At 67.3% G+C, this 21,285-nt stretch carries 17 protein-coding genes and 1 tRNA gene; 9 read left to right on the forward strand and 9 right to left on the reverse strand.

What is annotated here, in order from left to right:
• Positions 1-5 precede the first annotated feature (5 nt).
• The 3 genes from BUF17_RS13390 to BUF17_RS13400 all read left to right on the forward strand — a co-directional run bounded on the left by BUF17_RS13390 (position 6) and on the right by BUF17_RS13400 (position 2,644).
• Positions 6-239: a helix-turn-helix domain-containing protein gene (locus tag BUF17_RS13390; RefSeq protein ID WP_073629501.1), complete on the forward strand. Its 234-nt coding sequence runs from the start codon at positions 6-8 to the stop codon at positions 237-239.
• A 225-nt stretch (positions 240-464) separates the two neighbouring features.
• A complete protein-coding gene (locus tag BUF17_RS13395; protein ID WP_084564639.1) occupies positions 465-1,427 on the forward strand; it encodes an AraC family transcriptional regulator in 963 nt (320 codons plus the stop codon).
• Positions 1,428-1,894: 467 nt separating this feature from the next.
• The gene (locus tag BUF17_RS13400; protein ID WP_073629503.1) at positions 1,895-2,644 is read left to right on the forward strand and encodes an SDR family oxidoreductase; all 750 of its coding nucleotides are present in this window, start codon (positions 1,895-1,897) and stop codon (positions 2,642-2,644) included.
• A gap of 240 nt (positions 2,645-2,884) precedes the next feature.
• Here the strand turns inward: BUF17_RS13400 and BUF17_RS13405 are convergent.
• Positions 2,885-2,974, reverse strand: a tRNA-Ser gene (locus BUF17_RS13405).
• A 573-nt stretch (positions 2,975-3,547) separates the two neighbouring features.
• Between BUF17_RS13405 and BUF17_RS13410 the strand changes: the two genes are divergently transcribed.
• The 5 genes from BUF17_RS13410 (at position 3,548) to BUF17_RS13430 (ending at position 12,143) form a co-directional block, all read left to right on the forward strand.
• The gene (locus BUF17_RS13410; protein WP_084564641.1) at positions 3,548-4,390 is read left to right on the forward strand and encodes an N-formylglutamate amidohydrolase; all 843 of its coding nucleotides are present in this window, start codon (positions 3,548-3,550) and stop codon (positions 4,388-4,390) included.
• A 111-nt stretch (positions 4,391-4,501) separates the two neighbouring features.
• A complete protein-coding gene (locus BUF17_RS13415) occupies positions 4,502-4,849 on the forward strand; it encodes a DUF1244 domain-containing protein (RefSeq protein ID WP_073629505.1) in 348 nt (115 codons plus the stop codon).
• Between the two features lie 354 nt (positions 4,850-5,203).
• Positions 5,204-5,458, forward strand: coding sequence for a DUF2312 domain-containing protein (locus BUF17_RS22600; protein WP_139282530.1), 255 nt, complete (start codon positions 5,204-5,206; stop codon positions 5,456-5,458).
• Between the two features lie 288 nt (positions 5,459-5,746).
• Complete coding sequence (locus tag BUF17_RS13425; protein WP_073629509.1) at positions 5,747-7,666, forward strand: autotransporter assembly complex protein TamA; 1,920 nt, start codon at positions 5,747-5,749, stop codon at positions 7,664-7,666.
• A gap of 169 nt (positions 7,667-7,835) precedes the next feature.
• Entirely contained in the window at positions 7,836-12,143 is a 4,308-nt protein-coding gene (locus BUF17_RS13430; protein ID WP_073629511.1) for a translocation/assembly module TamB domain-containing protein, read from the forward strand.
• A gap of 32 nt (positions 12,144-12,175) precedes the next feature.
• On the opposite strand, the gene BUF17_RS13435 is transcribed toward BUF17_RS13430, so the two are convergent.
• The 3 genes from BUF17_RS13435 to BUF17_RS13445 form a co-directional block, all read right to left on the reverse strand.
• The gene (locus tag BUF17_RS13435; protein ID WP_073630027.1) at positions 12,176-13,513 is read right to left on the reverse strand and encodes an ATP-binding protein; all 1,338 of its coding nucleotides are present in this window, start codon (positions 13,511-13,513) and stop codon (positions 12,176-12,178) included.
• 208 nt (positions 13,514-13,721) lie between these two features.
• Positions 13,722-14,435 (reverse strand): response regulator, encoded by a 714-nt coding sequence (locus BUF17_RS13440; protein WP_073629513.1) that lies wholly within the window; start codon positions 14,433-14,435, stop codon positions 13,722-13,724.
• The gene (locus BUF17_RS13445) at positions 14,435-15,025 is read right to left on the reverse strand and encodes a MarR family winged helix-turn-helix transcriptional regulator (protein WP_084564707.1); all 591 of its coding nucleotides are present in this window, start codon (positions 15,023-15,025) and stop codon (positions 14,435-14,437) included. Before BUF17_RS13445 ends, BUF17_RS13440 begins: the two co-directional genes overlap by 1 nt.
• A 359-nt stretch (positions 15,026-15,384) precedes the next feature.
• On the opposite strand from BUF17_RS13445, the gene BUF17_RS13450 reads away from it, so the two are divergent.
• Positions 15,385-16,278, forward strand: a complete 894-nt coding sequence (locus tag BUF17_RS13450; protein WP_073629515.1) for a branched-chain amino acid aminotransferase — start codon at positions 15,385-15,387, stop codon at positions 16,276-16,278.
• Positions 16,279-16,351: 73 nt separating this feature from the next.
• On the opposite strand, the gene BUF17_RS13455 is transcribed toward BUF17_RS13450, so the two are convergent.
• From BUF17_RS13455 to BUF17_RS13475, 5 genes are all read right to left on the reverse strand, one after another.
• A complete protein-coding gene (locus BUF17_RS13455; protein ID WP_073629517.1) occupies positions 16,352-17,113 on the reverse strand; it encodes a sulfotransferase-like domain-containing protein in 762 nt (253 codons plus the stop codon).
• A 5-nt stretch (positions 17,114-17,118) separates the two neighbouring features.
• On the reverse strand, positions 17,119-18,090 hold the full coding sequence (locus BUF17_RS13460) for an aminotransferase class IV (RefSeq protein ID WP_073629519.1): 972 nt from the start codon (positions 18,088-18,090) through the stop codon (positions 17,119-17,121).
• 369 nt (positions 18,091-18,459) lie between these two features.
• Positions 18,460-19,395, reverse strand: a complete 936-nt coding sequence (locus tag BUF17_RS13465) for a sugar-binding protein (RefSeq protein ID WP_073629521.1) — start codon at positions 19,393-19,395, stop codon at positions 18,460-18,462.
• 101 nt (positions 19,396-19,496) lie between these two features.
• Complete coding sequence (locus BUF17_RS13470) at positions 19,497-20,534, reverse strand: ABC transporter permease (RefSeq protein WP_073629523.1); 1,038 nt, start codon at positions 20,532-20,534, stop codon at positions 19,497-19,499.
• Positions 20,534-21,274 (reverse strand): ATP-binding cassette domain-containing protein, encoded by a 741-nt coding sequence (locus BUF17_RS13475; protein ID WP_073629525.1) that lies wholly within the window; start codon positions 21,272-21,274, stop codon positions 20,534-20,536. The genes BUF17_RS13470 and BUF17_RS13475 overlap by 1 nt, the downstream gene beginning before the upstream one ends.
• Between the last annotated feature and the right edge of the window lie 11 nt (positions 21,275-21,285).

The raw sequence follows: 21,285 nt of genomic DNA on the forward strand, positions 1-21,285 counted from the left end.
TCGCCATGCCCATCAAAGTGAACCTTGCCGCGGTGCTGGCGCAGCGCAACGTAAAATCCAAAGAACTGGCCGAATATATCGGCATCACCGAAGCCAATCTCAGCCTGCTCCGGCAGGGCAAGGTCAAAGGCATGCGCTTCGACACACTGGACGCGATCTGCCGCTACCTCGCCTGCCAGCCGGGCGATATTCTCACCTATGAACCCGACAACGAAACAGCCGCGACACCGGAGCCGTGACGCAAGCCCGCCACCGGGCATCGCGCGCGATGTGAACGGGGCGACTAGAGGGCCTGCGGCCTCCGCTCCGGACAGGCCGGGGCGGCGCGGGCATGGAGCCATCGATTTTCGACAGGAACAGGCAATAAACAGAGGGGATCGGGCTAGGTTATCAGCGGAAAGACGCCCATTTCAGGCGGCTGAGACAGGTCGCATCGTCGTGGTGCGAATTTCTGGTGGCTTGGAATGACCATCGTCAGAAGCGAAACCACCGTTGAAGATCCGATGATCGCCCTTGCTCGCGACCGGATCGCCGAGATCGTCAAACGTCACCTGAGCACGAACGGGCGACCTGAAACGGCTGTGGCCGGTCTTACGATTCATGGGAAGACCGGTCCCGCGGAGCCGGCGTCTTTCTTCTACGATCCATCGTTCGCCCTGATCGCCCGCGGATCGAAGCGCGTTGTTCTGGGGGGCGAGAGCTATGTGTACGATGAATCTCACTTCCTGATGACGGCGGTCGGTCTGCCCACCATCGTTCAGGTTCTGAATGCCTCCGAGTCCCAGCCCTATTATTCGATCAAACTGAGCATCGACCTCGATTTGGCGCGGGAGCTCATTTCAGAGCTCGCCCAATACGGCGCGAAAGCGCCGGTCGCCAGTATGGGTATGGCCATCGGCCCGGTGACGCCGTCTCTTGCTCTCGCCGCAATGCGCCTGACCGAACTGCTGGATCGGCCTCAAGACATTCCCGCCCTTGCACGGTCTCTCCAGCGTGAAATCCTCTATCACGTTCTGATCAGCCCGATTGGAGATCGCCTGCGCCAAGCCGTCCAGCTTGACGCGCGCACGAGCAGGGTCGCGACCGCAATTCAGTGGATCCGCGGCAATTTCGCGGAAGCACTGAGGATCGAAGAACTCGCCGCGATGGCGGGCATGGGAGAATCGACCCTGCACCATCATTTCCGGGCCATCACCGCGATGAGCCCCCTGCAATACCAGAAGCATCTGCGGCTGCACGAAGCTAGGCGGCTGATGGTCAACGATCGGATCGATGCGGGCCTCGCCGCTTTCAAGGTCGGGTACGAGAGCTCCACCCAGTTCAATCGCGAATATAGCCGGCTGTTCGGCGCCCCCCCGAAGCGCGACGTCACCGCGATCCTGTCAAACGATGTGGCAGTCCGCCAACGGGCGACGCCCTCACTGTGACGCAACTGATTCCGGGATTCCGGCTGGCCCGTGAAAGAACGCTTGGCTGCAAGAGCAACAGGCAAGAAATGGGCAGCTTCGAGCTACCGCTCTAGAGCATATCCTGTTCAGATTGAACCGATCTGAACGACAAGGATATGCTCAAGCTCTTAAATCTGGAGCGATTTCTTGTCGATCTGATGATTCCATCAGATCGGAAAGCTCTCTAAGGAAACGAACTCCCATCATCCACACGGTCAAGCGTGATGGACGCCGTCGGATCGGAGGGTTCGCACGGCCGACATCGCGCGCCAACCGGCCACTGTGCCATGGGCGCATCCGGCCATGGGCGCACGCATCCGCGGCGCCCGCCGTTGCTGCGGATGGTGCGTTCGGTCGGCCGGCTGCTGCGTCTTTCGAGACCTGATTGAACCGATATCTGCTGGCACGACCGCCTGCGAGACTTCTCGAAAAAGTGGAAAATGTAGATGACTCATCTCAAGGGAAAGACCGCCCTCATTACCGGGGCGTCGAGCGGCATCGGCGCGGCAACGGCGCTGAAACTGGCAAAGGCCGGCGTTAAGGTCGGCATCGCAGCGAGGCGGGCCGATCGGCTCGATGCTCTGAAGGCGGAGATCGACGGCCAAGGTGGCGAGGCACTCGTTCTCGAACTCGATGTGGCAGATCCAGATGCGGTCCGCTCGGGTGTCGATCGTTTCATGCAGATGTTCGACGTGATCGACATCCTCTTCAACAACGCGGGTGTCATGCCGGTGGCGGAGATCGATCAGTTCAAGGTCGATGAGTGGAATGCCATGGTCGATATCAACATCAAGGGTGTGCTAAACATGACGGCCGCCGTCCTGCCGCACATGATCCGCCAGCATTCCGGCCATATCTTCAACACATCCTCTATCGCTGGACGAAAGGTTTTCGGGCCGGGTTACACGGTCTATTCCGCCACCAAATTCGCCGTCAGCGCTTTCAGCGAAGGACTGCGGATGGAGGTCGGGAAAAAGCACAACATCCGTGTGACCAGCATCCAGCCCGGAGCCGTCGCCACCGAACTGCCCGAACAGACCACAGATCCGGAAAAGCGCCGGCAGCTCGACGACTACAGAGCCGCCATCACGTTTCTCGACCCGGACGATATCGCTGACACGTTGCTTTTTGCGGCCCAGGCTCCCGCCCACGTCAATGTCGCCGAGCTGTTCGTCCTGCCGACCGAGCAAATTTGATCATCGGCCAAACCGGCACGCGTCCGGAAACACGTTGACACGCAGGCACTGGCGCGGACCTTCGAGGCCGAAGCGCAATCACATAAGATTGGGCAAGGCCGCGAGGACGGAATCGGCAGGGAGAGCCTACGGCCTCGCCAGCATCTGGGGATAGGATCGAAGGGCGAACTGCTGCGAGCCCTGACGTCGGTCTCTAGCGGCAGATCGGTAGGGACCGGCGCGCCCACTCGCGGGCTGAAATGGCGGAGAGAGAGGGATTCGAACCCTCGATACGGTTTCCCGTATACACGCGTTCCAGGCGTGCGCCTTCAACCACTCGGCCACCTCTCCGGGAAGCAGGCCGGTACGTGTCCGAGGCTGCTCGCGGCGGCACTATAATCATCGGCGGCGCCGACGCAAGGCCACGGCGGCGTTCTTTCGAAAATGCGGTGGATGGCGGTGGAGAGCTTTATTAATATCTTGAAAAAAGAGGGATTTTTCGCCCGGCCGCGGCGGCCGGGCGGGGGGCGTGTCACGCTTGGGTGGGAGAAGGCGGCTAAATCACGCCCCGTTCGCATCGAGGTGTCCCGAGCGGCCGGGGTGTCTCCAAGCTCTTGATTCGGCGCCGTTTTCCCTTGGTCCGACGGGGCTATCGGATCGGAAGGCGTTCCACGCGGCGCCGATGGCCGTCTATCGGACGGCGACCCCGGCCGGCGATGGTGTTTGGTCGGGCTGCGAGGGGGCGGACATCGGCGGTCCCGGGCCGGGGGGCTTCATTCGCCGTGTTCCGCGGCTCGAATTGGTCTATGAGCGGGGAGGCGTGCACGGGCCAGCCTGCCGGGCCTTCTTCGGAACACCCGCGCCTGCCCGTTGCGTGCCGCCGCTCCGCTTCATCCCCCGTGCTCTGATCGACTGCTGCCGCCCATGACCGATCCCCAGTCCGCCTCCATCAATCCGGCTTCCGCCCGGCCCCAGGGCGAGCCGCCGCCCTTCGTCGCGATCGAGGGCGATGATCGCACCGGCATCCTCGTGATCTGCGACCATGCGTCGAACCGGGTACCGGCGGCCTATGGCGGCCTCGGCCTGCCGGCGGCGGAGTTCGAGCGTCATATCGGCTATGATATCGGTGCGGCGGCGGTGACGGAGGCGCTAGCCGCCCGGCTCGGAGCGCCGGCGCTGATGACGACGTTCTCCCGCCTGCTGATCGATCCCAATCGCGGCGAGGACGATCCGACCCTGGTGATGCGGCTCTCCGACGGTGCGGTGGTGCCGGGCAATGCACGGATCGATGCGACGGAGCGCGAGCTGCGGCTCGAGACCTATCATCGGCCCTACCAACGTGCGATCGAGGCCCGGCTCGATTCCATGCTGGCGGCCGGGATCGTCCCGCTGGTGGTCTCGATCCACAGCTTCACGCCGGTCTGGCGCGGTACGCCGCGGCCGTGGCATGCGGCGGTGCTGTGGGACAGCGATCCGCGTGCCGCACTGCCGATGATCGCGCAGCTTCGGGCCGATCCGGCGCTCGTCGTCGGCGACAACGAGCCCTATGACGGCGCCCTGCGCGGCGACACGCTCTATCGCCACGCCACCCGCCGCGGCATTGCCCATGCGCTGCTGGAGATCCGGCAGGACCTCATCGCCGATCGCGGCGGCGCCACGGCCTGGGCCGAGCGGCTGGTACCGATCGTGCAGGCGATCCGCGCCCGCCCGGACGTGGCCGAAATCCGTCATTTCGGTTCGAGAACCGGTCCGGTCGAGATCGGCTGAGGCGGTCGCGCGACGTGCGGCTGGGCGCAACAGGCCGGCGGTTTGCAGCGGCGGCGCAAAGCGTCTTTAATCCCTGCGGCATTGAAGGACGGGCCAGGACCGGAGAGCGACATGAACGACGTGGCGAAGACAGCGCCTGTCGAGGGCACGGACGGGGCGCCGGCACTGGACGAGGCGACCCGGACGGCGCTGGAGGCGGCGGCCTTTCGCAGGCTCGTCGCGCATCTGAGGGCGCGGCCGGACGTCCAGAACATCGACCTGATGAATCTCGCCGGCTTCTGCCGCAACTGCCTGTCGAACTGGTATCGCGAGGCGGCGGAGGAGCGTGGCATCGCCCTCGACAAGGAGGCCTCGCGCGAGATCGTCTACGGCATGCCCTACGAGGACTGGAAGGCGCTTCACCAGCGCGAGGCGAGCGAAGCGCAGCAAAAGGCCTTCAAGGCCGCCTCCGGCCATTGAGGGGCGAGGCGCCGGTGAGCTTGGCCGAGCGTCGCTCTCCGCGCGCCGAAGCATGGGCTGCCCGGTCTTGCAGGGCGAACGGCGGAGCGGCGGGCGGCCAGGCCGGGCACCACCAGCCGGATGCATGCGGTTCGGGGTTGCCACCTTCCCGGCCTTGCTTCAGGAGTGTCGGGCAGAGGCGAGGCCGGGCGTCTCACCGGCCACCGCGCTAGCCTCGTACCGCCCGCCCCGGTCCGAAACGGACGCAGCGGCGCGGTTCAAGCTTATGATCTCCGGCATGTTCCCTCGCCGGCCTTCGGCCGGGAACACGCCGGAGACGACGTGTCGACGTGCAATCGAGGTACGGAAGAAAACATGACCACCGATATCGCCGAAACCGGCGTGGCCGCGGAAGAGCTGAAGCAGTTCATAGAGCGCATCGAGCGGCTCGAGGAAGAGAAGAAGGGCATCGCGGACGATATCAAGGAAGTCTACGCGGAGTTGAAGGGGCGCGGCTTCGACAACAAGGCGGTTCGCAAGATCGTCTCGATCCGCCGCCAGGATGCCTCCGAGCGGCAGGAACAGGAGGCCATCCTGGAGCTTTATATGCAGGCGCTCGGCATGGCCTGATCGCGCTTCGCTGGGGACGTGATGAACGAAACGGTAACGCCCGGATGCGAGCTTCATGCTGGGCGATTCGGATCGCCGTGCGATCAGGCCTTCGCGGGGGCCGCCGATGAGGCCGCAGTCGGCGACGTCCGGCCTCGGAGGCGTGCGACAGCCTCGCGGCCGCAGGTGCAGGTGCTGTAAACGAGGGCGGTGTCGCCGGTAATGCGTAAGAGCGGAGCAAGCCGACGGGGGAGGCGGGGCGAGACACGGAACGCTCCCGGCCGGCTTCGCACGTCTGCCGGCTCCGCCGTGACGCGCATCGCCTCCGGCCTCACCTGCGTTCTGCTTTCCACGGGGCTCGCCACGCCGGCCTCCGCGCGCTGGTTCTGGGAGCGCGAGCCGGCAAGCGACGCGCAGACGACGGCCGGCGGCAAGGCCGACCGCGGCGACGCCCGGCATCGAAGCGCCGTCAACCTCACGATCGATATCAACGGCGGCAACGGCGACGTCCGCTCCGCTGTCCAGGATGCGTCCGGGCTCTACGGCCTCGAGCAGGACGGCGCGCATTCGACGGACGAAGTGCTGCGCGCGGCCCTGTCCGAGCGCGCGCGCATCATCGGCGCGATGTACCAGCAGGGCCGCTACGCCGCGATCGTGGAGGTCGAGGTCGCCGGCACCAGCGTTTCCAATCCGGCGATCCGCGACGCCATCGACGCGGCGTTCGCCCGCGGAACGGTTCCGGCGACGATCCGGCTCACGCCCGGTCCCGTGTTCCATCTCGGCACCGTCGCCGTCCACGACCCGGACGGACGGCCTGCGACGGTTGTCGGCGCGGCTGCGACCGGTCTTGTCGTCGGCGATGTCGCCGGTTCCGCAGGCCTCGTCGCCGCGGAGGCCAAGCTTACGTCGGCGATGCAGAACGACGGCTATCCGCTGGCGCGGGTCACGAGTCGCGAGGTCGTGGCCGACCACCGCGCGGTCAAGGTCGACGTCACCTATGTGGTCGATCCCGGCCGCAGCGCCACCTTCGGCGCGGTGGAGGTTCGCGGCACGGACAAGATGAATCCGGGCCTGATCCGTCGCTGGGCGCCGTTCAAGGCCGGCGAGCGCTATGACCCCGCCCAAGTGGCGGCCTACGAGCGCTATCTGCGCGGGCTCGAGGTGTTCGATTCCGTGCGCGTCACCACGGCCCAGGCGGTGGAATCCGACGGTTCCATTCCGATCATCGTGACGGTCGCGGAGCGGAAGCTGCATTATGTCGGCGCGTCGGCCACCTGGTCGAGCACCGACGGCGCCGCGCTGACCGCCTATTGGGGGCACCGCAACCTGTTCGGGGGTGCGGAGCGGTTGCGGTTGGATGCAACGGTGTCGCGGCTGTTCGTGAACGCGACCAACGACCTCGAATATCGCGTGGGCTTCACGTTCACCAAGCCCGGCATCTGGTCCTACAAGAACGACCTGACCATCGCGAGCCACCTCGTCCGCGAGGCGCCGAAGGCCTATACGCGCGAGGGTTTCGACAACACCATCAGCCTGATCCACCGCTTCGACGACCGGCGCGACGTGTCGATCGGCTTCTCGCCGAGTTGGTCGCACATCACCGATGCCTACGGCGATCACTATTATGCCCTGTTCGGCATGCCCGTGGCCGGGCGGATCGACACAACGGACGACAAGCTCAACCCGTCGGAGGGCTATCGTGCCGTCGGTTCGATCGAGCCGGTCGTCGGCGACATCGGCGACAGCAACTTCATGCTGCTGTCGAATGCCACATTCAGCGCCTACAAGGCGCTCGACGACGCCAAGCGCTTCATCGTCGCCGGCCGCGTCCAGATCGGCAGCGTGGTCGGGCCTTCGCTCGCCGATACGCCGGCTAACGATCGTCTTTATGCCGGTGGCGGCGGTTCGATCCGCGGCTATGCCTACCAGGCGGCGAGCCCGCGCGATGCCTGGGGCCAGATCACGGGCGGACGCAGCCTGTTCGTGACCTCGCTCGAGCTGCGCACCCGGATCACGGAAACCATCGGGCTGGTGCCGTTCGTCGACATGGGCAGCGCCTATACGGAAAGCTGGCCGAATTTCTCCGAACCGCTGAAGATCGGCGTCGGCCTCGGTCTGCGGTATTTCACGTCCATCGGTCCGCTGCGCCTCGACGTGGCAGTGCCGACGACGCACGAAAAGGGGGATCCCTCAGTGGCCGCCTATATCAGCATCGGACAGGCCTTCTAGCGCGTGTGTCCTTCGACCCCGCTGCAGCCGAGTGGGCTGTGGGCGGGCATGCAAGCACAGTGATCCGGGCACGGCAGGTCCGGCTTGAGAAATCGGGGAGACAGTACGGGTGAACGAGCGGACGACGCGGCCCGAAGGACCGCAACCGCAGCGCAGACGGAAGAGACCCGTGGCCGGTCGGCTCGTGCGCCGCGTGGCGCTGGTGCTGCTTGCCGCCGTCGTCGTCATTGCGGCCGCCGCATCGTTCATGGTGTTCACCGCCCCGGGGCGCACCATGCTGGTGCGCGTGGTGGAAGCCGTCACGCGGATGACCGGCTCGCCGGTGACCATCGCCGCCATCGAGGGGCCGTTGGACGACCTGCGACTGCGTGATGTCGGCGTCGGCGACCGCGATGGCCAGTGGCTTTCCATCGACAGCATCGCGCTCGCCTGGCGCCCGGCTGCCCTCCTTCGTCGCGCCGTCGTGGTCGAGAGCCTCGATGTCGGGCGGGTCGACGTGACGCGCATGCCGCATTCGGAACCGTCGGCGCAGAAATCCGAGGGTTTCGCGCTTCCGGTCGACGTGTCGGTGGCGGGCTTCAAGGTCGGCACAGTGTCGCTCGCCTCCAGCGTCGGGGCGGGCCGCGCGGTCGATTTCGGTCTGGCCGGTCGGCTCGACCTGCCGGTTCTGACCGAAGGCGCACCGGTCGATATCGACGTGTCCGTGGACGGGCAGGGGCCCGACGACCCCGACGCCCGCCTGGCGCTGACATTCCGGTCCTCGGACCAGACGTTGGGCGTCTCGATCGATGCCAGCGAGCCCGCGGGCGGTATCGTTCACCGCATGGCGAGGCTCGGGCAGAATATGCCGCTCGCGCTCGTGGTGAAGGGCGAAGGCCCGCTCGATTCCTGGGCCGGGACGCTGCGGCTGGCGCTCGGCGACGAGACGCTGACCGAAGGCAAGGCGAGCATCGCACGGGTGAACGGCGGACGCCGCATCACGGCCGATCTTGATGCGACGATCGCCGGGACGCTGCCGGGCGTCTACCAGCCGCTTGCGGACGGTGGCATCCGCGCCGTCCTGTCGACACTCGTCGGCGACGACGGCGTCGTCGAGATCGAGAAGGCCGATCTTGCCGCCGCGGCCGGCACGCTGTCGGCAACGGGCAAGGTTGCGACCGCCACCGGCGAACTCGATCTCGCGCTCGATGCCCGTGTGGCGAAATCGGACGTGTTCGGTGGCCTCACCGGCGCTACCGCGACATGGGACGGCGCGACGCTTTCCGCGAAGATCGGTGGTACCACCGCCGCTCCTTCCGTGACCCTCACCGGCCAGATCGAGAAACCGGCGGCCGGACCGCTCACGGGCAGCGCGCTGACGCTGCAGGCTTCATCGAGCGAAATCACCTCTCTGCTCGGATCGAGCGGCAGCCGGCAGATCGATCTCGTCGCCAATCTTCAGGATGCGGCCCTGGCCGGCCGGAAGCTCGATGCCGCCGGCGCGCCGCACCTCAACGTGAAGGCGACCGTCGACGACAGCGGCCAGGCAGCCATCCAGGATGCCGAACTCGTCGCACTCGGCCTGACCGTGAAGGCGACCGGCGGCTGGGCGGGCGGCACGGCCACGGTCGATCTCGCGGCCGAAACCAAGGATCTCTCGCCGCTCGGCACGCTGGTCGATCATCCGCTCGGCGGCGGCGCCCGGCTGACCGTCAAGGGCAGCGGCGATCCGGAGCAACTGACCGGCAATGCCGACGTGCAGGTCGCAGGCGAAGGGCTCGCGACCGGCATCCCGGCGCTCGATGCCCTGCTCGGTGCTGCCCCGAAGCTCACGGCCGGGCTATCCGCCGCCAACGATGCCGTGACGGTGGAGCGCTTCAGCCTTGAAGGTGCGAAGCTGACCGCGAGTGCGAAAGGCGGCTTCGGTAGCGGCACCCAGGGCCTCACGCTCGACGCCGCACTGGCCGATCTCTCCGCACTGGCGCCGACCCTCGCCGGCCAGGCGAAGCTTGCCGCCACCCTGACCGGCAGCTTCGAGGCGCCGGTGCTGAAGGCGCGGATTTCCTCCGCCGAGATTGTCGCCGCCGGTCAGCGTATCCGCGACCTGAAGGCCGATCTCGAAGGCAGCCGCCATGACGACGGCCGCATCGATGGCCGCCTCACGCTCGCCGGCTCGTCCTCCGGGCGACCGGTCACCGGTTCGGTCGCGTTCGCGCACGGGCCCGACGGCCAGAGCCTGAAGGTCGCCGATCTCGCCTTCGTCGGGCTGACGGCATCAGGCGACCTTTCGCTCTCGGCCGCGGGCAAGCCGGGCGGCCGGCTCGTCGTCAGAGCGACGGACGTCGCGCCGCTCGCCGCGCTCGCGGGGCAGCAGGCGAGTGGCGGGTTCGACGCCACGATCGATCTCGGCTCGAACGGTGCCGATGAGGCGCGCCTCGATCTGAAGTCCGCCCGCCTCGCCATGGCGGATGCGACCGTCACAGACCTCTCCGCGGCTGTCGTCGTCGCCCAGCCTCTCGGCACGCCGCGCTTCAACGCCACGGTGACGGCGGCCTCGCTCGTCGCCTCCGGCGCGAATGCCGAGGCGGTGCGCATCACCGCCACCGGACCGCTGACGGCGATCGTCACCGAGGTTAGCCTGCGGCTCCAGGGCGCGGCCATCGCGTCCAAAGCGACCGTCTCGCTGCCGGGTGGCCAACCGCTCGGCAGCGCCGTCGACGTGGCGCTCGCCTCCTTCAGCGCCAATCGCGACGACATGTCGGTCGCCCTGTCCCGTCCGGGGCGGGTGTCCTACCGCCCGGACCGCACCAGCCTCGATCTCGCGCTCGCGGTTCGTGGCGGCGGCACGGCGACCGTCACGGGCAGCGTCGGCACGCGGGCGCTCGATCTCTCCGTGGATGTCGCCGCCTTGCCGCTCGCGCTGTCGCGCATCTTCGTGCCCGAACTCGGCCTCACCGGCACGCTCGCAACCCGGGCTCGGGTGACGGGCACCACGGCGGCGCCGCGCATCGCCTACACTCTCACCGTCCGGGGCGCCCGCGTTGCCTCGATGCCGGAAGCGGCACCGGCGGTCGACCTCGATCTGGAAGGCACCACGGGCACGAATGGCGTCACTCTGAACGGTGCGGTGAATGCGGGATCGACGCGCATCACCCTCGACGGCACGGCGCCGGCGACGGCTACCGGCCGCTTCTCGATCCGCATGCGCGGCAACGCCGATCTGGCGCTCGTCAACCAGATCGTGCCGTCCGCGTCCCGTCAGGTCGGTGGCCGGCTTTCGCTCGACGGCACCGCACAGGGCACGCTGGCGGAGCCGGATTTCAACGGCACCCTCAGGGTCGACGGTGTCTCGTTCTCGGACGTGATGACCGGTGTCGATTTCCGCGACATTTCGGGCGTGATCCGTCTCGACCGGCGGGTGGCGCGGCTGGAGAACATCACCGGCCGGGCCGTGGCGGGCGGAACCCTCGCCATCACCGGTACGGTCGGGCTCGATCCCGCGACGGGTTTTCCCGCCGACATCGCCATCGCCGGCCGTTCGCTCGTGCTGCGTTACCAGGGCATGGTGCGTGCGCAGGCAACGGCCGATATCACCGTTCGCGGGCCGGTCGCCTCGTCACCGCAGATCGCGGGCAACATCGTGCTCGGACAGGTCGACGTGACCATTCCCGATCGGCTGCCGTCTTCGGCCGCGCCGATCGACGTGATCCATATCAACGTGCCGCCGGACCAGATCGATCTCTTCACCCAGCCCGCGCCGCCGCGGCCCGCCGGCAGCGCCGAACCGAAGCCGTTCGACCCGAAGATGGACATCACCGTCACGGCCAACAACCGTGTGTTCGTCCGTGGGCAGGGCATCGATGCGGAGTTCGCCGGCCGGTTCGCGATCACCGGAACCGCCTCCGCGCCCATCGTGAACGGCGATCTCGACATGCGCCGCGGCACGCTCACGATCCTCGGCCGCAACCTCACGTTCAGCCGGGGCAACCTGACATTCGTCGATTCGCTCGATCCGCTGCTCGATCTCGTCGCCGAGACCCGGGCGAGCGATATCACGGCGCAGATCGAGGTGACGGGCCGGGCGTCCGCTCCCGTGTTCAACTTCACGTCCTCGCCGCCGCTTCCACAGGACGAGGTGCTGGCGCGGCTGCTGTTCGGCAAGTCGGCTGGCAATCTCAGCGCCGGCGAGGCCCTTGCGCTGGCCGATGCGGTCGGCAATCTCAGCGGCTTCTCCCGCGGCCCGGGGCTGCTCGACCGCATCCGCCGCATGATCGGCCTGAGCCAGCTCAACATGACCTCGGATTCTCGTTCGAACCCGGCGCTGCAGGCGGGCGGCTACGCCACCGACAATCTCTATATCGGGGTCCGGCAGGGGACGAGCGCGGCCTCGACGCGGGTGACAGTCGATCTCGACATCACCAAGCACCTGCGTCTTCAGGGCGAGGTCGGCATCAACGGAGAGGCCAAGGTCGGCATCGGCGCGGAGACGGATTACTGAGGGATGCGGCGGACGGGCGCGTATCGGGCGGTTCAGCCCGGCACCCGCACCCGCACCCTTAGGCCGCCGAGGGGCGAATCCCCGAGCACGACGTCGCCGCCGTGACCGCGCGCGGCATCGCGCGCGATGGTGAGCCCCAGCCCGGTACCGGTCTGGTCCTGGTTGCGGGCGCTGTCGAGGCGGAAGAACGGACGGAACACCGCCTCGCGCTGGTCCTCGGGAATGCCGGGGCCGTCGTCGTCGACGATGACGGTGATCCAGCCGTCGGCATGGCGGCCGGAGATCTCGATGGTCTTGCCGTAGCGGGCGGCGTTCAGCACCACGTTGAAGAGGAGCCGGCCGAAGGCCATCGGCTTGACGGACACCATCGGCTCACCCTCGAAGGTGGAGCGCACCACGGCGCCGCGGGCCACCGCCTCGTCCTCGATATAGTCGAGCATCGTGGTGAGATCGACGAGCGAGGCCTGCTCGTCGCCGTCGCCGCGGGCGAAGGCGAGATAGGCCTCCAGCATCGCGTTCATCACGTCGACGTCCTGTTTCAGCGCCTCGATCTCCTCGTCGTCGCCCAGCATCGCGAGTTCCAGCCGGAAGCGGGTGAGGATGGTGCGCAGGTCGTGAGAGACGCCGGCGAGCATGGTGGTGCGCTGCTCCAGCTGGCGCTCGATGCGCCGCCGCATCTCCATGAAGGCGAGCGCCGCCTGCCGAACCTCGAGCGCGCCGCGCGGGCGGAAATTCTCCACCGGCTGTCCGCGTCCGAACCGCTCGGCGGCCTCAGCCAGCGTCTGGATCGGGCGGATCTGGTTGCGCAGGAACAGGACGGCGATGCCGATCAGCACCAGCGACGCGCCGACCATCCACACCAGGAAGATGTGGGCGTTCGACGCATAGGTCTGGCTGCGGCGCGCGAAGATCCGAAGCACCTTGTCGCCGAGATCGATGCGGATCTCGACATAGTCGGAGCGGCCGACGGTATCGATCCAGAAGGGACGCTGGATCTGGGTGGAAATGAGCCGGCTCAGTGTCCGGTCCAGAAGAGAGAACAGCGGCTTGTCGGCGGGTGGCGGAAGCGGCGTCGGCGGTAGCACCTGCACCGAGAGATCGAGATCGCGCATCGCGATCTCACGGAAGGTCTTGTAGCCGGGGTCCTGCGGATATGCCTCGAGGATGCCGATCAGGGCCGCGATGTCGCGCGTGGTGGCCTCGGACAGGCGCTGGGTGACGAGTTCCCAATGACGCTGCAGGAAAACATAGGCAACGACGGATTGCAGGATAACGAGCGGCAGCACCACGATCAGCAGCGAGCGCGGGAACAGCCGCTTCGGCAGCCGGGCGTGCAGCCATCGGCCCGGCACCAGCAGGCCGTTACCGATGGTGGCGAGCACGGTGCGTACCGGCTTCGACCGCGGCTGCCGTTCGGATTCGCTGTCGATGGCCAAAGCCGGCTCCGTCTTTACGGTTGCACCCGACCCGCGCGGGCAAAAGTCTGCGCCGGAGGGAGGGCCTCGCGCGCGCCATGGGCTGTGTGCGCCGGAAATCGGGCCGCGATGTGGTTCGCTGCGTGTGCCGCAGGTCCGCCGCTCAGGACGCGATCAAACGGTAGCCGATGCCGCGGACGGTCTGAAGGTAAGCCGGATCGGCGGGATCGTCTTCGATCTTGCGCCGGAGGCGGTTGATCTGCACGTCCACGGTCCGCTCGCCCAGCGCACCTTCGCGGCCGACAAGGTGGTGGCGTGCGATGGTCTGGCCGGGCCGCTCCGCGAAGGTGGCGAGCAGCCAGCGCTCGCGGTCCGTCAGGCGGATCTGCGCGTCGCCGCGCCGCAGTTCCTGGCGGCCGAGATCGAACACGAAGGGGCCGAAACGGACCTCGCTCGTCGGCGCCTCCGCGGGGCGCCGCCGCCGCAGGATGTTGGCGAGCCTCAGCAGGAGTTCACGCGGCTCGAACGGCTTGGTGAGGTAGTCGTCGACGCCAACTTCGAGGCCGGCGATACGGTCTGCCGCCTCGGCACGCGCCGTCAGCAGAAGGATCGGGATATCGGACCGGTTCTTGAGGGTGCGGGCGAGCGACAGCCCGTCCTCGCCCGGCATCATCACGTCGAGCACGAGGGCATCGAACACCAGCGATTCGAGCTTGCGGCGCGCGTCAGCTGCGTCCTCGGCGGCGGTGATCCGGTAGCCCTTGCCGGTGAGATAGCGCCGAAGCAGCGAGCGAATGCGGCTGTCGTCGTCGACGATCAGCAGGTGGGGAGCATCGTCGGGCAAAGGCTGCTCGGTGCCGGCGTCGGTCAACGTCATCACGCGTCCTCCTCGTCGGCCTCCGTGGCGGCACCGGACCGCTTCTCACCGGCATCCGTCGCGGCGAGCAGGGTCAGGAAGCGGCGCACGTCTCCCGCACCCTCAGGTCCGAGACCGCCGAGCGCAGCTTCGATCTGGCGAGATTGCAGCATCGACAGCCTGAACGAAAGCTGCTTGCCGGCTTCGGTCGCATAGAGCAGTCGCTCGCGGCGGTCGTCCGGACCGGGGCGCTGGTCGATGAATCCAGTGTCGATGAGCTGTTTCAGGACGCGGCCGAGGCTCTGCTTGGTGATCTTGAGGATGTCCAGGAGATCGGCGACGCGGATGCCCGGATTGCGCACGACGAAATGCAGCACCCGGTGGTGGGCGCGCCCGAACCCGAACTCCGCCAGCACCCTGTCGGGCCTTCCGATGAAGGCGCGGTAGGCGAAGAACAGCAGCTCGATCAGATCGTATTGCGGCGCTTCGGGGTCCGCTTCGCCGGCATCGGCCGGGATGATAGCGCCGCTGCGGGTCGTCGCCGCAACCCGCGCCGGGGCGGCCCGTACCCGGGACGAAGAGTCGGATGGGGAAGAAATTACGTCAGCCATGTTGACATAATCATGCACGATCGTTACTTCAATAAGGGTCGGGACGAAAGGATCGTTCACATTCGGCGACCTGCCGGGCGTGAACGAACGATATCGATAGTTTCGCCGCGACGCAAAATCTGCCTGGCCGGGCGGCCGTCGAGCCCCTTCCGTTCGTGAACGGAAGGCGTTCTGCGAGGTCGTGTCCGGGGGTGGAAGATATCGGCCGGCGGGGCATCCCTGGGATGCCGGGAGTGCGCTCCACGTCCGCTGACCGGAACAGACGCAACCGACGGGATGTCAGGACGACTCGGCTGAAGGGCCGGGGCTCGCAACGGTCGTCCCATGCCTGACCCCAAGCCGCTAAGCAGGAGATAACAATGGCGGGTCAATCTTTCGACAATCGTGACGGCGTCATCTGGATGGATGGCAAGTTCATTCCGTGGAATGACGCGAACGTTCATGTTCTCACCCATGGGCTCCACTATGCGAGCTGCGTGTTCGAGGGAGAGCGAGCCTATGACGGCGAAGTGTTCAGGCTGGCTGAGCATACCGACCGCCTGATCGAGTCCGCCCGGATTCTTGGCTTCGAGCTGCCGTTCTCCGCCGAGGAAATCAACGCGGCCCATCGGGAGCTTCTGCAGCGGATGAACTTCTCCGATGCGTACGTGCGCCCGGTCGCATGGCGCGGGAGCGAGATGATGGGCGTGGCTGCGCGCCAGAACACCATCCACGTCGCCATCGCGGCCTGGCAGTGGCCGAGCTATTTCGATGCCGCGGAGCGCATGAAGGGCATCCGTCTCGATCTGGCCGAGTGGCGCCGCCCCGACCCGCGCACGATCCCCTCGAAGGCCAAGGCCTCCGGGCTCTACATGATCTGCACGCTGTCGAAGCACGCGGCGGAGAACAAGGGTTATGCCGACGCGATGATGCTGGACTGGCGCGGCTACGTCGCCGAGGCGACCGGCGCCAACATCTTCTTCGTCAAGGAGGGGGCGCTCCATACCCCGCTGGCGGACTGCTTCCTCAACGGCATCACCCGGCAGACCGTGATCGGGCTTGCCCGCAAGCGCGGCCTGACCGTGCACGAGCGCCACATCCTGCCGGAAGAGCTCGACGGCTTCGAGGAATGCTTCCTCACCGGCTCCGCGGCCGAAGTCACACCCGTGTCGGAGATCGGACCCCATCGCTTCGTGCCGGGCGCCATCACCCGGCAGATGGTGGAGGACTATGCCGCCGCCACGCGGCCGCAGCGTGCAACGGCGGCTGCCTGAGGGCAGTTGCGATGTGCGGGGCCGCGGCGCTCCGCGGACGGCCGGACGCGTGGCGTCCGGCCATGACGAAGCCTCAGCCGCCGAGCCGATAGGCGGCGAGGCGCTCGTAATAGGGCCGCGCGGCCTCGGCCACCGGCTTCAGCGTGTCGTCGAGATCCTCGAAGCGCGTCCCCGGGCGCGGCGGCCCGAAGCCCGTGGAGGCCTCGACGGCATGATACCAGTGCGGCGCCCACACGCCGTCGGTGTCGCGCCGGCCGGCGGGCCAGGCGAGCATCGCGGGGTCGAACGCGATGCCGGCCGCGCGGCAGAGCGCGGAGAGCACGCCTGCCGGGTCCGCCAGCACGTCGGCACCGTCGATCACGGGCGGGGCATGGCCGAGGCGGTCGGCGGCGCGCTCGAACAGGTCCGCCTGTTCGGCGAACCCGATGTCGCGCAGGGTCACGCTGTCCCGCTTGGCCGCATAGGACGCGAGCACGCTTTCCGGAGTGCGGATCAGGAAGGCGTGGACGAAGCCTGGCTCGTCCATCCAGTCCCGGCCGATCTCGCCGATCATGTGGTGCGTCATGTGCTTCTGGTAGAAAACCGCCCGCCCATCCGGCACGGGGCCGGTCAGGAACGCCGCCGCGTCGCGCCAGTCGGCCGGGCCGGCGGCGATCACCTCCTCGCGCATCGGGTGGTCGAGCCCGGTAAGCGCGAGATAGGCGGCATAGAACGGCTCGTCGACCACGGCCGTGTCCGGCCTGTTTTCGAACGCCCGCATCATCGCGGTCGAGATGTTGCGCGGGCCGGACCACATCGCGATGCGGACGGCGGGTTTCTCGTGTGTGTCCGCCATCGCCGTCACGCCGCCTCGATGTCGGTGCGGCGCGTCAGTTCCCGCCCGATCAGGTCGCGATAGAGCGCCCGCAGCGTGCGGGTGACCGGGCCGGCGTGGTCTCCGTCGGCATTCATCTCGCCGATGGCGCGGCCGTCGACATTGTTGACCGGCGTCAGCCCGGCGAAGCTGCCGGTCACGAAGGCTTCGTCGGCTCCGTAGACGTCGGTCAGCGAGAACCGCTTCTCATGCACCGGGATGCCCGCCTCGCGGCACAGCCGGATGACATTGGCGCGCGTGATGCCGCCGAGGCAGTAGAGCCCGTCCGAAGTCCAGACCTCGCCGCGCCGCACGATGAAGAAGTGGGTGGAGTTGCAGGTCGCGACCGCGCCGGCATCGTCCAGCATCAGCGCCTCGTCGGCCCCGGCCTCCGCGGCCTGGATGCAGGCGAGGATGCAGTTGAGCTTCGAATGCGAGTTCAGCTTCTGGTCCTGCTCGGCCGGACCGGTGCGGCGGATGTGGACGGTGAAGAGCTTCAGCCCGCGCCGCGTCACCTCCGGCAGTGGGGTCTTGTATTCCGGAATGATGACCATGGTCGCCGGGCCGATGGTCATGCGCGGGTCCTGGTAGGGCGTCCGCTTCACGCCGCGCGTGACCATCAGGCGGATATGCACGCCGTCCGTCATGCCGTTGGCGTCGAGGCAGTCGAACAACCGGGCCGCCAGCGCGCGGCGGTCGAGCCCGATCTCCATGCGGATCGCCTTGGCGCCTTCATAGAGCCGGTCGAGATGGGCATCGAGGAAGGCGATACCGCCGTCGACGAGCCGCAGACCCTCCCACACGCCGTCGCCGAGCACGAAGCCCGAATCGAACACCGAGACGGTGGCTTCCGCCCGCAGCTTCAAGGTGCCGTTCACGGAAATCAGGATGGAGGCATTGCGCGGATCGTCGACGAAATCGTGGGTGCCGGTGGTCGCGGCGGCAGCGGAAGAGGACATCGTGGGGAGGACTCCATGCGGCCATGCCGCGGACGAAGCGGAGTTTCCACGCATATGAATGCGACCGCAAGGGTGCCCCTGCGTCGCGGCTGCCGCGACGATTGCATCGCCGGCGATGTCGGCCCGGACGTCGTCCGGCCACGCGCTTGCCGAGGTCCGCGCATCCGTCCGTGGACGGGACCGGAAACCCCATCAACACAAAGGCGCCGCTGCTGGTGCAGCGACGCCCACGCTCCCCCCTGGAGCGCATTTCGCCCGTGCCGGTTCGGCCCGAACGAAATGAAGGTGGTCAAGCCGTTGATCAGGCCTCGTTTCTGCCCGGCCGGATGATCGCACCCGGCCGGTTGTCGCGTCGGGACGCGATGTCGATCAGTTCGCGAGGAACTTGTCGACGTTCGCCTTGTCGACGAGGTCGAGGCCGGCATAGGTGATGGTCGGGACTTCCTTGCCTTCCTTCAGGGCGAGCAGGATGTCCATGGCCTTCTCGCCCATCTCGTAGGGGCGCTGGCCGACGAGGGCGTTGGCGTAGCCTTCCTTCAGCAGCTCCAGCTGCACCTTCAGCGTATCGGCGACGACGAGCTTGAGCTTGCCGGAATCATAGATGCCGCGGTTGGCATCGACGAAGCTCTTGTAGGCATCCGGCACGAACATCGGCCAGCCGCCGACCGGGATGATCGCGCTGACGTCGGGGTTGGCGGTCAGCACGTCGGCCATCTGCTGGACGGCGAGCGCCATGTCGTCGTTGCAGAACAGCGGCGAACCGGAGACCTGCTTCCAGCCGGCGGCGTCGAGCACCTTCTCCACGCCCTTGACGCGATCGGCGAGGTTGGCGGCGGCCGGGCCGCCCGAGATCAGCGCGTAGGTGCCGGGCTCCTTGCGGATCTTGATCAGCTCGTTGGCGAGCGCCTCGCCGAAGGCCACGTTATCGGTGCCGACATGCGCCTGGCGGGCCGAATCCGGCGCGTCGGCATCGAAGGTGATGACCTGAACGCCGGCATCGCGGGCCTGCTTGATGACGTCGCCGATGGCCGAGGCGTCGGAGACGGCGATGGCGATGCCGTCCACGCCCTGGCTGATCAGATCCTGCACGATCTGCACCTGGGTCGCCGGCTCATGCTCCACCGGGCCGATATAGATGCACTCGACATTGCCGAGCTTCTTGGCCTCGGCCATGCAGCCGTCGCGCGACAGGTCGAAATAGGGATTGTTCATCGCCTTGGGCACCAGGGCGAACTTGTAGTCGGCGGCGAGCGCCGGCGCGGAGAGCACGACAGCCGCGACGGCGGCAAGAAGAAGACGCTTCATATGTTTCCTCCCAGAGATGGTCTTGACGACCCATTGTCGATTTGGACTTGCAATCGTTCGCCGGACCGTGCGGCGCGATGGCCGTTCCGGTCCGGCGAAAGTCAGGTGGCGCGGCGGGCGCGGAAGCGATCGACCAGCACCGCGAGAATGATGATCAGGCCGACGAATGCGTCCTGCCAGTAGGGGTTGACGCGGGCCAGCACGAGGCCGTTGCGGATCACCTCGATCAGCGCCGCGCCGAGCACCGCGCCCACCGGGCCGCCGGAGCCGCCGGCGAGATTGGCGCCGCCGATGACCGAGGAGGCGATGACGCGCAGTTCGTAGCCTGTGGCGAGATTGGCCGGCGCGGAGCCGAGCCAGCCGACCATGAGGATGCCCGCGAAGCCGGCCGAAAGGCTGCACAGCACGTAGGCGGAGATCTTCATGCGGTCGACATTGACGCCGGTCAGCGCCGCAGCCTTCTCGTTGCCGCCGAGAGCGAACAGGTGGCGGCCCCAGGCGGTGTGGCGCAGGCTGAGCCCCATCACGACCGAAAGCAGCGCCAGATAGATCAGCGGCATCGGCAGGCCGAGGATCTCGCCCTTGGTGATCGAGGTCATCAGCGCCTTGTCGACGCCGGCCGGCGCCTGTCCCCGGCCCTCCGTCACGATGTAGCAGAGGCCGCGCGCGATGGAGAGCATGCCGAGGGTGGTGACGAACGGCGACAGCCCGACCTTTGCGATCAGCGTGCCGTTGATGAGACCGACGAGGATCGAAACGCCGAGGCCTGCGAGGCAGGCGATCAGCAGCACGAGGCCGGGCACGGCGGACAGGCCCATCGCCTCGCAGGCATTGAACGCCATCGCCGTGACGATGGCCGACAGCGCGATCACCGAGCCGACCGACAGGTCGATGCCGCCGGTTATGATCACGATGGTGGAGCCGAGCGAAACGATTGCGATGTAGGAGAAGTTCTGGGCGACGTTGTAGAGGTTGCCCGACTTCAGGAACGCCGGCGACAGCAGCGCCATGATGACGGCGATGACGATGAACGCCACCAGCACGTAGGCCGTCTGCGAGGCGAAGAAGCCGCGTCGATACCAGGGAGCGCGGCCGACATTGGCGAAGTCGGTGTGGGCGTGGTGGGAGGCACTCGACATCATGCGGCCTCCAGCGCGCCGGTGATGAGCCCGGTGACTTCTTCCGGGCTCGACGAGGCGACGCGCTTGTCGGCGACCTTGCGGCCGCGGCGCATCACGATCACCCGGTCGCACACGGTGAACACGTCGGGCATGCGGTGGCTGATGAGGATCACGGCGATGCCGCTGTCGCGCAGCCGTTTGATCAGTTCCAGCACTTCGGCCACCTGACGCACGGAAATGGCGGCGGTCGGCTCGTCCATCAGCACCATTCGGGCATCGGCGAGCCGCGTGCGGGCGATCGCCACGGCCTGGCGCTGGCCGCCCGACATCTGGCGAACGAGGTCATCGGCGCGGGTTTCGGACTTCAGCTCGCGGAAGAGCTCCGCCGCGCGCTTGTTCATCGCGGAATGGTCGAGATAGCGGATCGGGCCGAAGCGCCGCTTCAGTTCCCGCCCGAGAAACACGTTCGCGGCGGCGGTCAGGTTATCGGCGAGAGCCAGATCCTGGTAGACGACCTCGATGCCGGCCTCGCGCGCATCGACCGGGCGCTGGAAATGCACCGGCTGTCCGGCGAAGCGGAACACGCCTTCGGTCGGGGGGAAGTTACCCGCCATGATGCGGACCAGCGTCGACTTGCCGGCGCCGTTGTCGCCCATGAGGCCGATGGCCTCGCCGGGCTCGACTTTGAAGCTCACGTCGGAAAGCGCCCGGATTGCACCGAACGTCTTCGTGATGCCCTCGAGTTCGAGGAGAGCCATCCACGATCACC

It is taken from the genome of Pseudoxanthobacter soli DSM 19599, assembly GCF_900148505.1.
Classification (GTDB): domain Bacteria; phylum Pseudomonadota; class Alphaproteobacteria; order Rhizobiales; family Segnochrobactraceae; genus Pseudoxanthobacter; species Pseudoxanthobacter soli.

Bases quoted from the DNA above. Each gene is read 5' to 3' on its own strand.
- BUF17_RS13410 (WP_084564641.1), top strand. From the start codon at position 3,548: ATGACCGATCCCCAGTCCGCCTCCATCAATCCGGCTTCCGCCCGGCCC.
- BUF17_RS13470 (WP_073629523.1), bottom strand. From the start codon at position 20,534: ATGTCGAGTGCCTCCCACCACGCCCACACCGACTTCGCCAATGTCGGC.
- BUF17_RS13465 (WP_073629521.1), bottom strand. From the start codon at position 19,395: ATGAAGCGTCTTCTTCTTGCCGCCGTCGCGGCTGTCGTGCTCTCCGCG.
- BUF17_RS13445 (WP_084564707.1), bottom strand. From the start codon at position 15,025: ATGGCTGACGTAATTTCTTCCCCATCCGACTCTTCGTCCCGGGTACGG.
- BUF17_RS13455 (WP_073629517.1), bottom strand. From the start codon at position 17,113: ATGGCGGACACACACGAGAAACCCGCCGTCCGCATCGCGATGTGGTCC.
- BUF17_RS13395 (WP_084564639.1), top strand. From the start codon at position 465: ATGACCATCGTCAGAAGCGAAACCACCGTTGAAGATCCGATGATCGCC.
- BUF17_RS13440 (WP_073629513.1), bottom strand. From the start codon at position 14,435: ATGACGTTGACCGACGCCGGCACCGAGCAGCCTTTGCCCGACGATGCT.
- BUF17_RS13450 (WP_073629515.1), top strand. From the start codon at position 15,385: ATGGCGGGTCAATCTTTCGACAATCGTGACGGCGTCATCTGGATGGAT.
- BUF17_RS13390 (WP_073629501.1), top strand. From the start codon at position 6: ATGCCCATCAAAGTGAACCTTGCCGCGGTGCTGGCGCAGCGCAACGTA.
- BUF17_RS13475 (WP_073629525.1), bottom strand. From the start codon at position 21,274: ATGGCTCTCCTCGAACTCGAGGGCATCACGAAGACGTTCGGTGCAATC.
- BUF17_RS13400 (WP_073629503.1), top strand. From the start codon at position 1,895: ATGACTCATCTCAAGGGAAAGACCGCCCTCATTACCGGGGCGTCGAGC.
- BUF17_RS13460 (WP_073629519.1), bottom strand. From the start codon at position 18,090: ATGTCCTCTTCCGCTGCCGCCGCGACCACCGGCACCCACGATTTCGTC.
- BUF17_RS13415 (WP_073629505.1), top strand. From the start codon at position 4,502: ATGAACGACGTGGCGAAGACAGCGCCTGTCGAGGGCACGGACGGGGCG.
- BUF17_RS22600 (WP_139282530.1), top strand. From the start codon at position 5,204: ATGACCACCGATATCGCCGAAACCGGCGTGGCCGCGGAAGAGCTGAAG.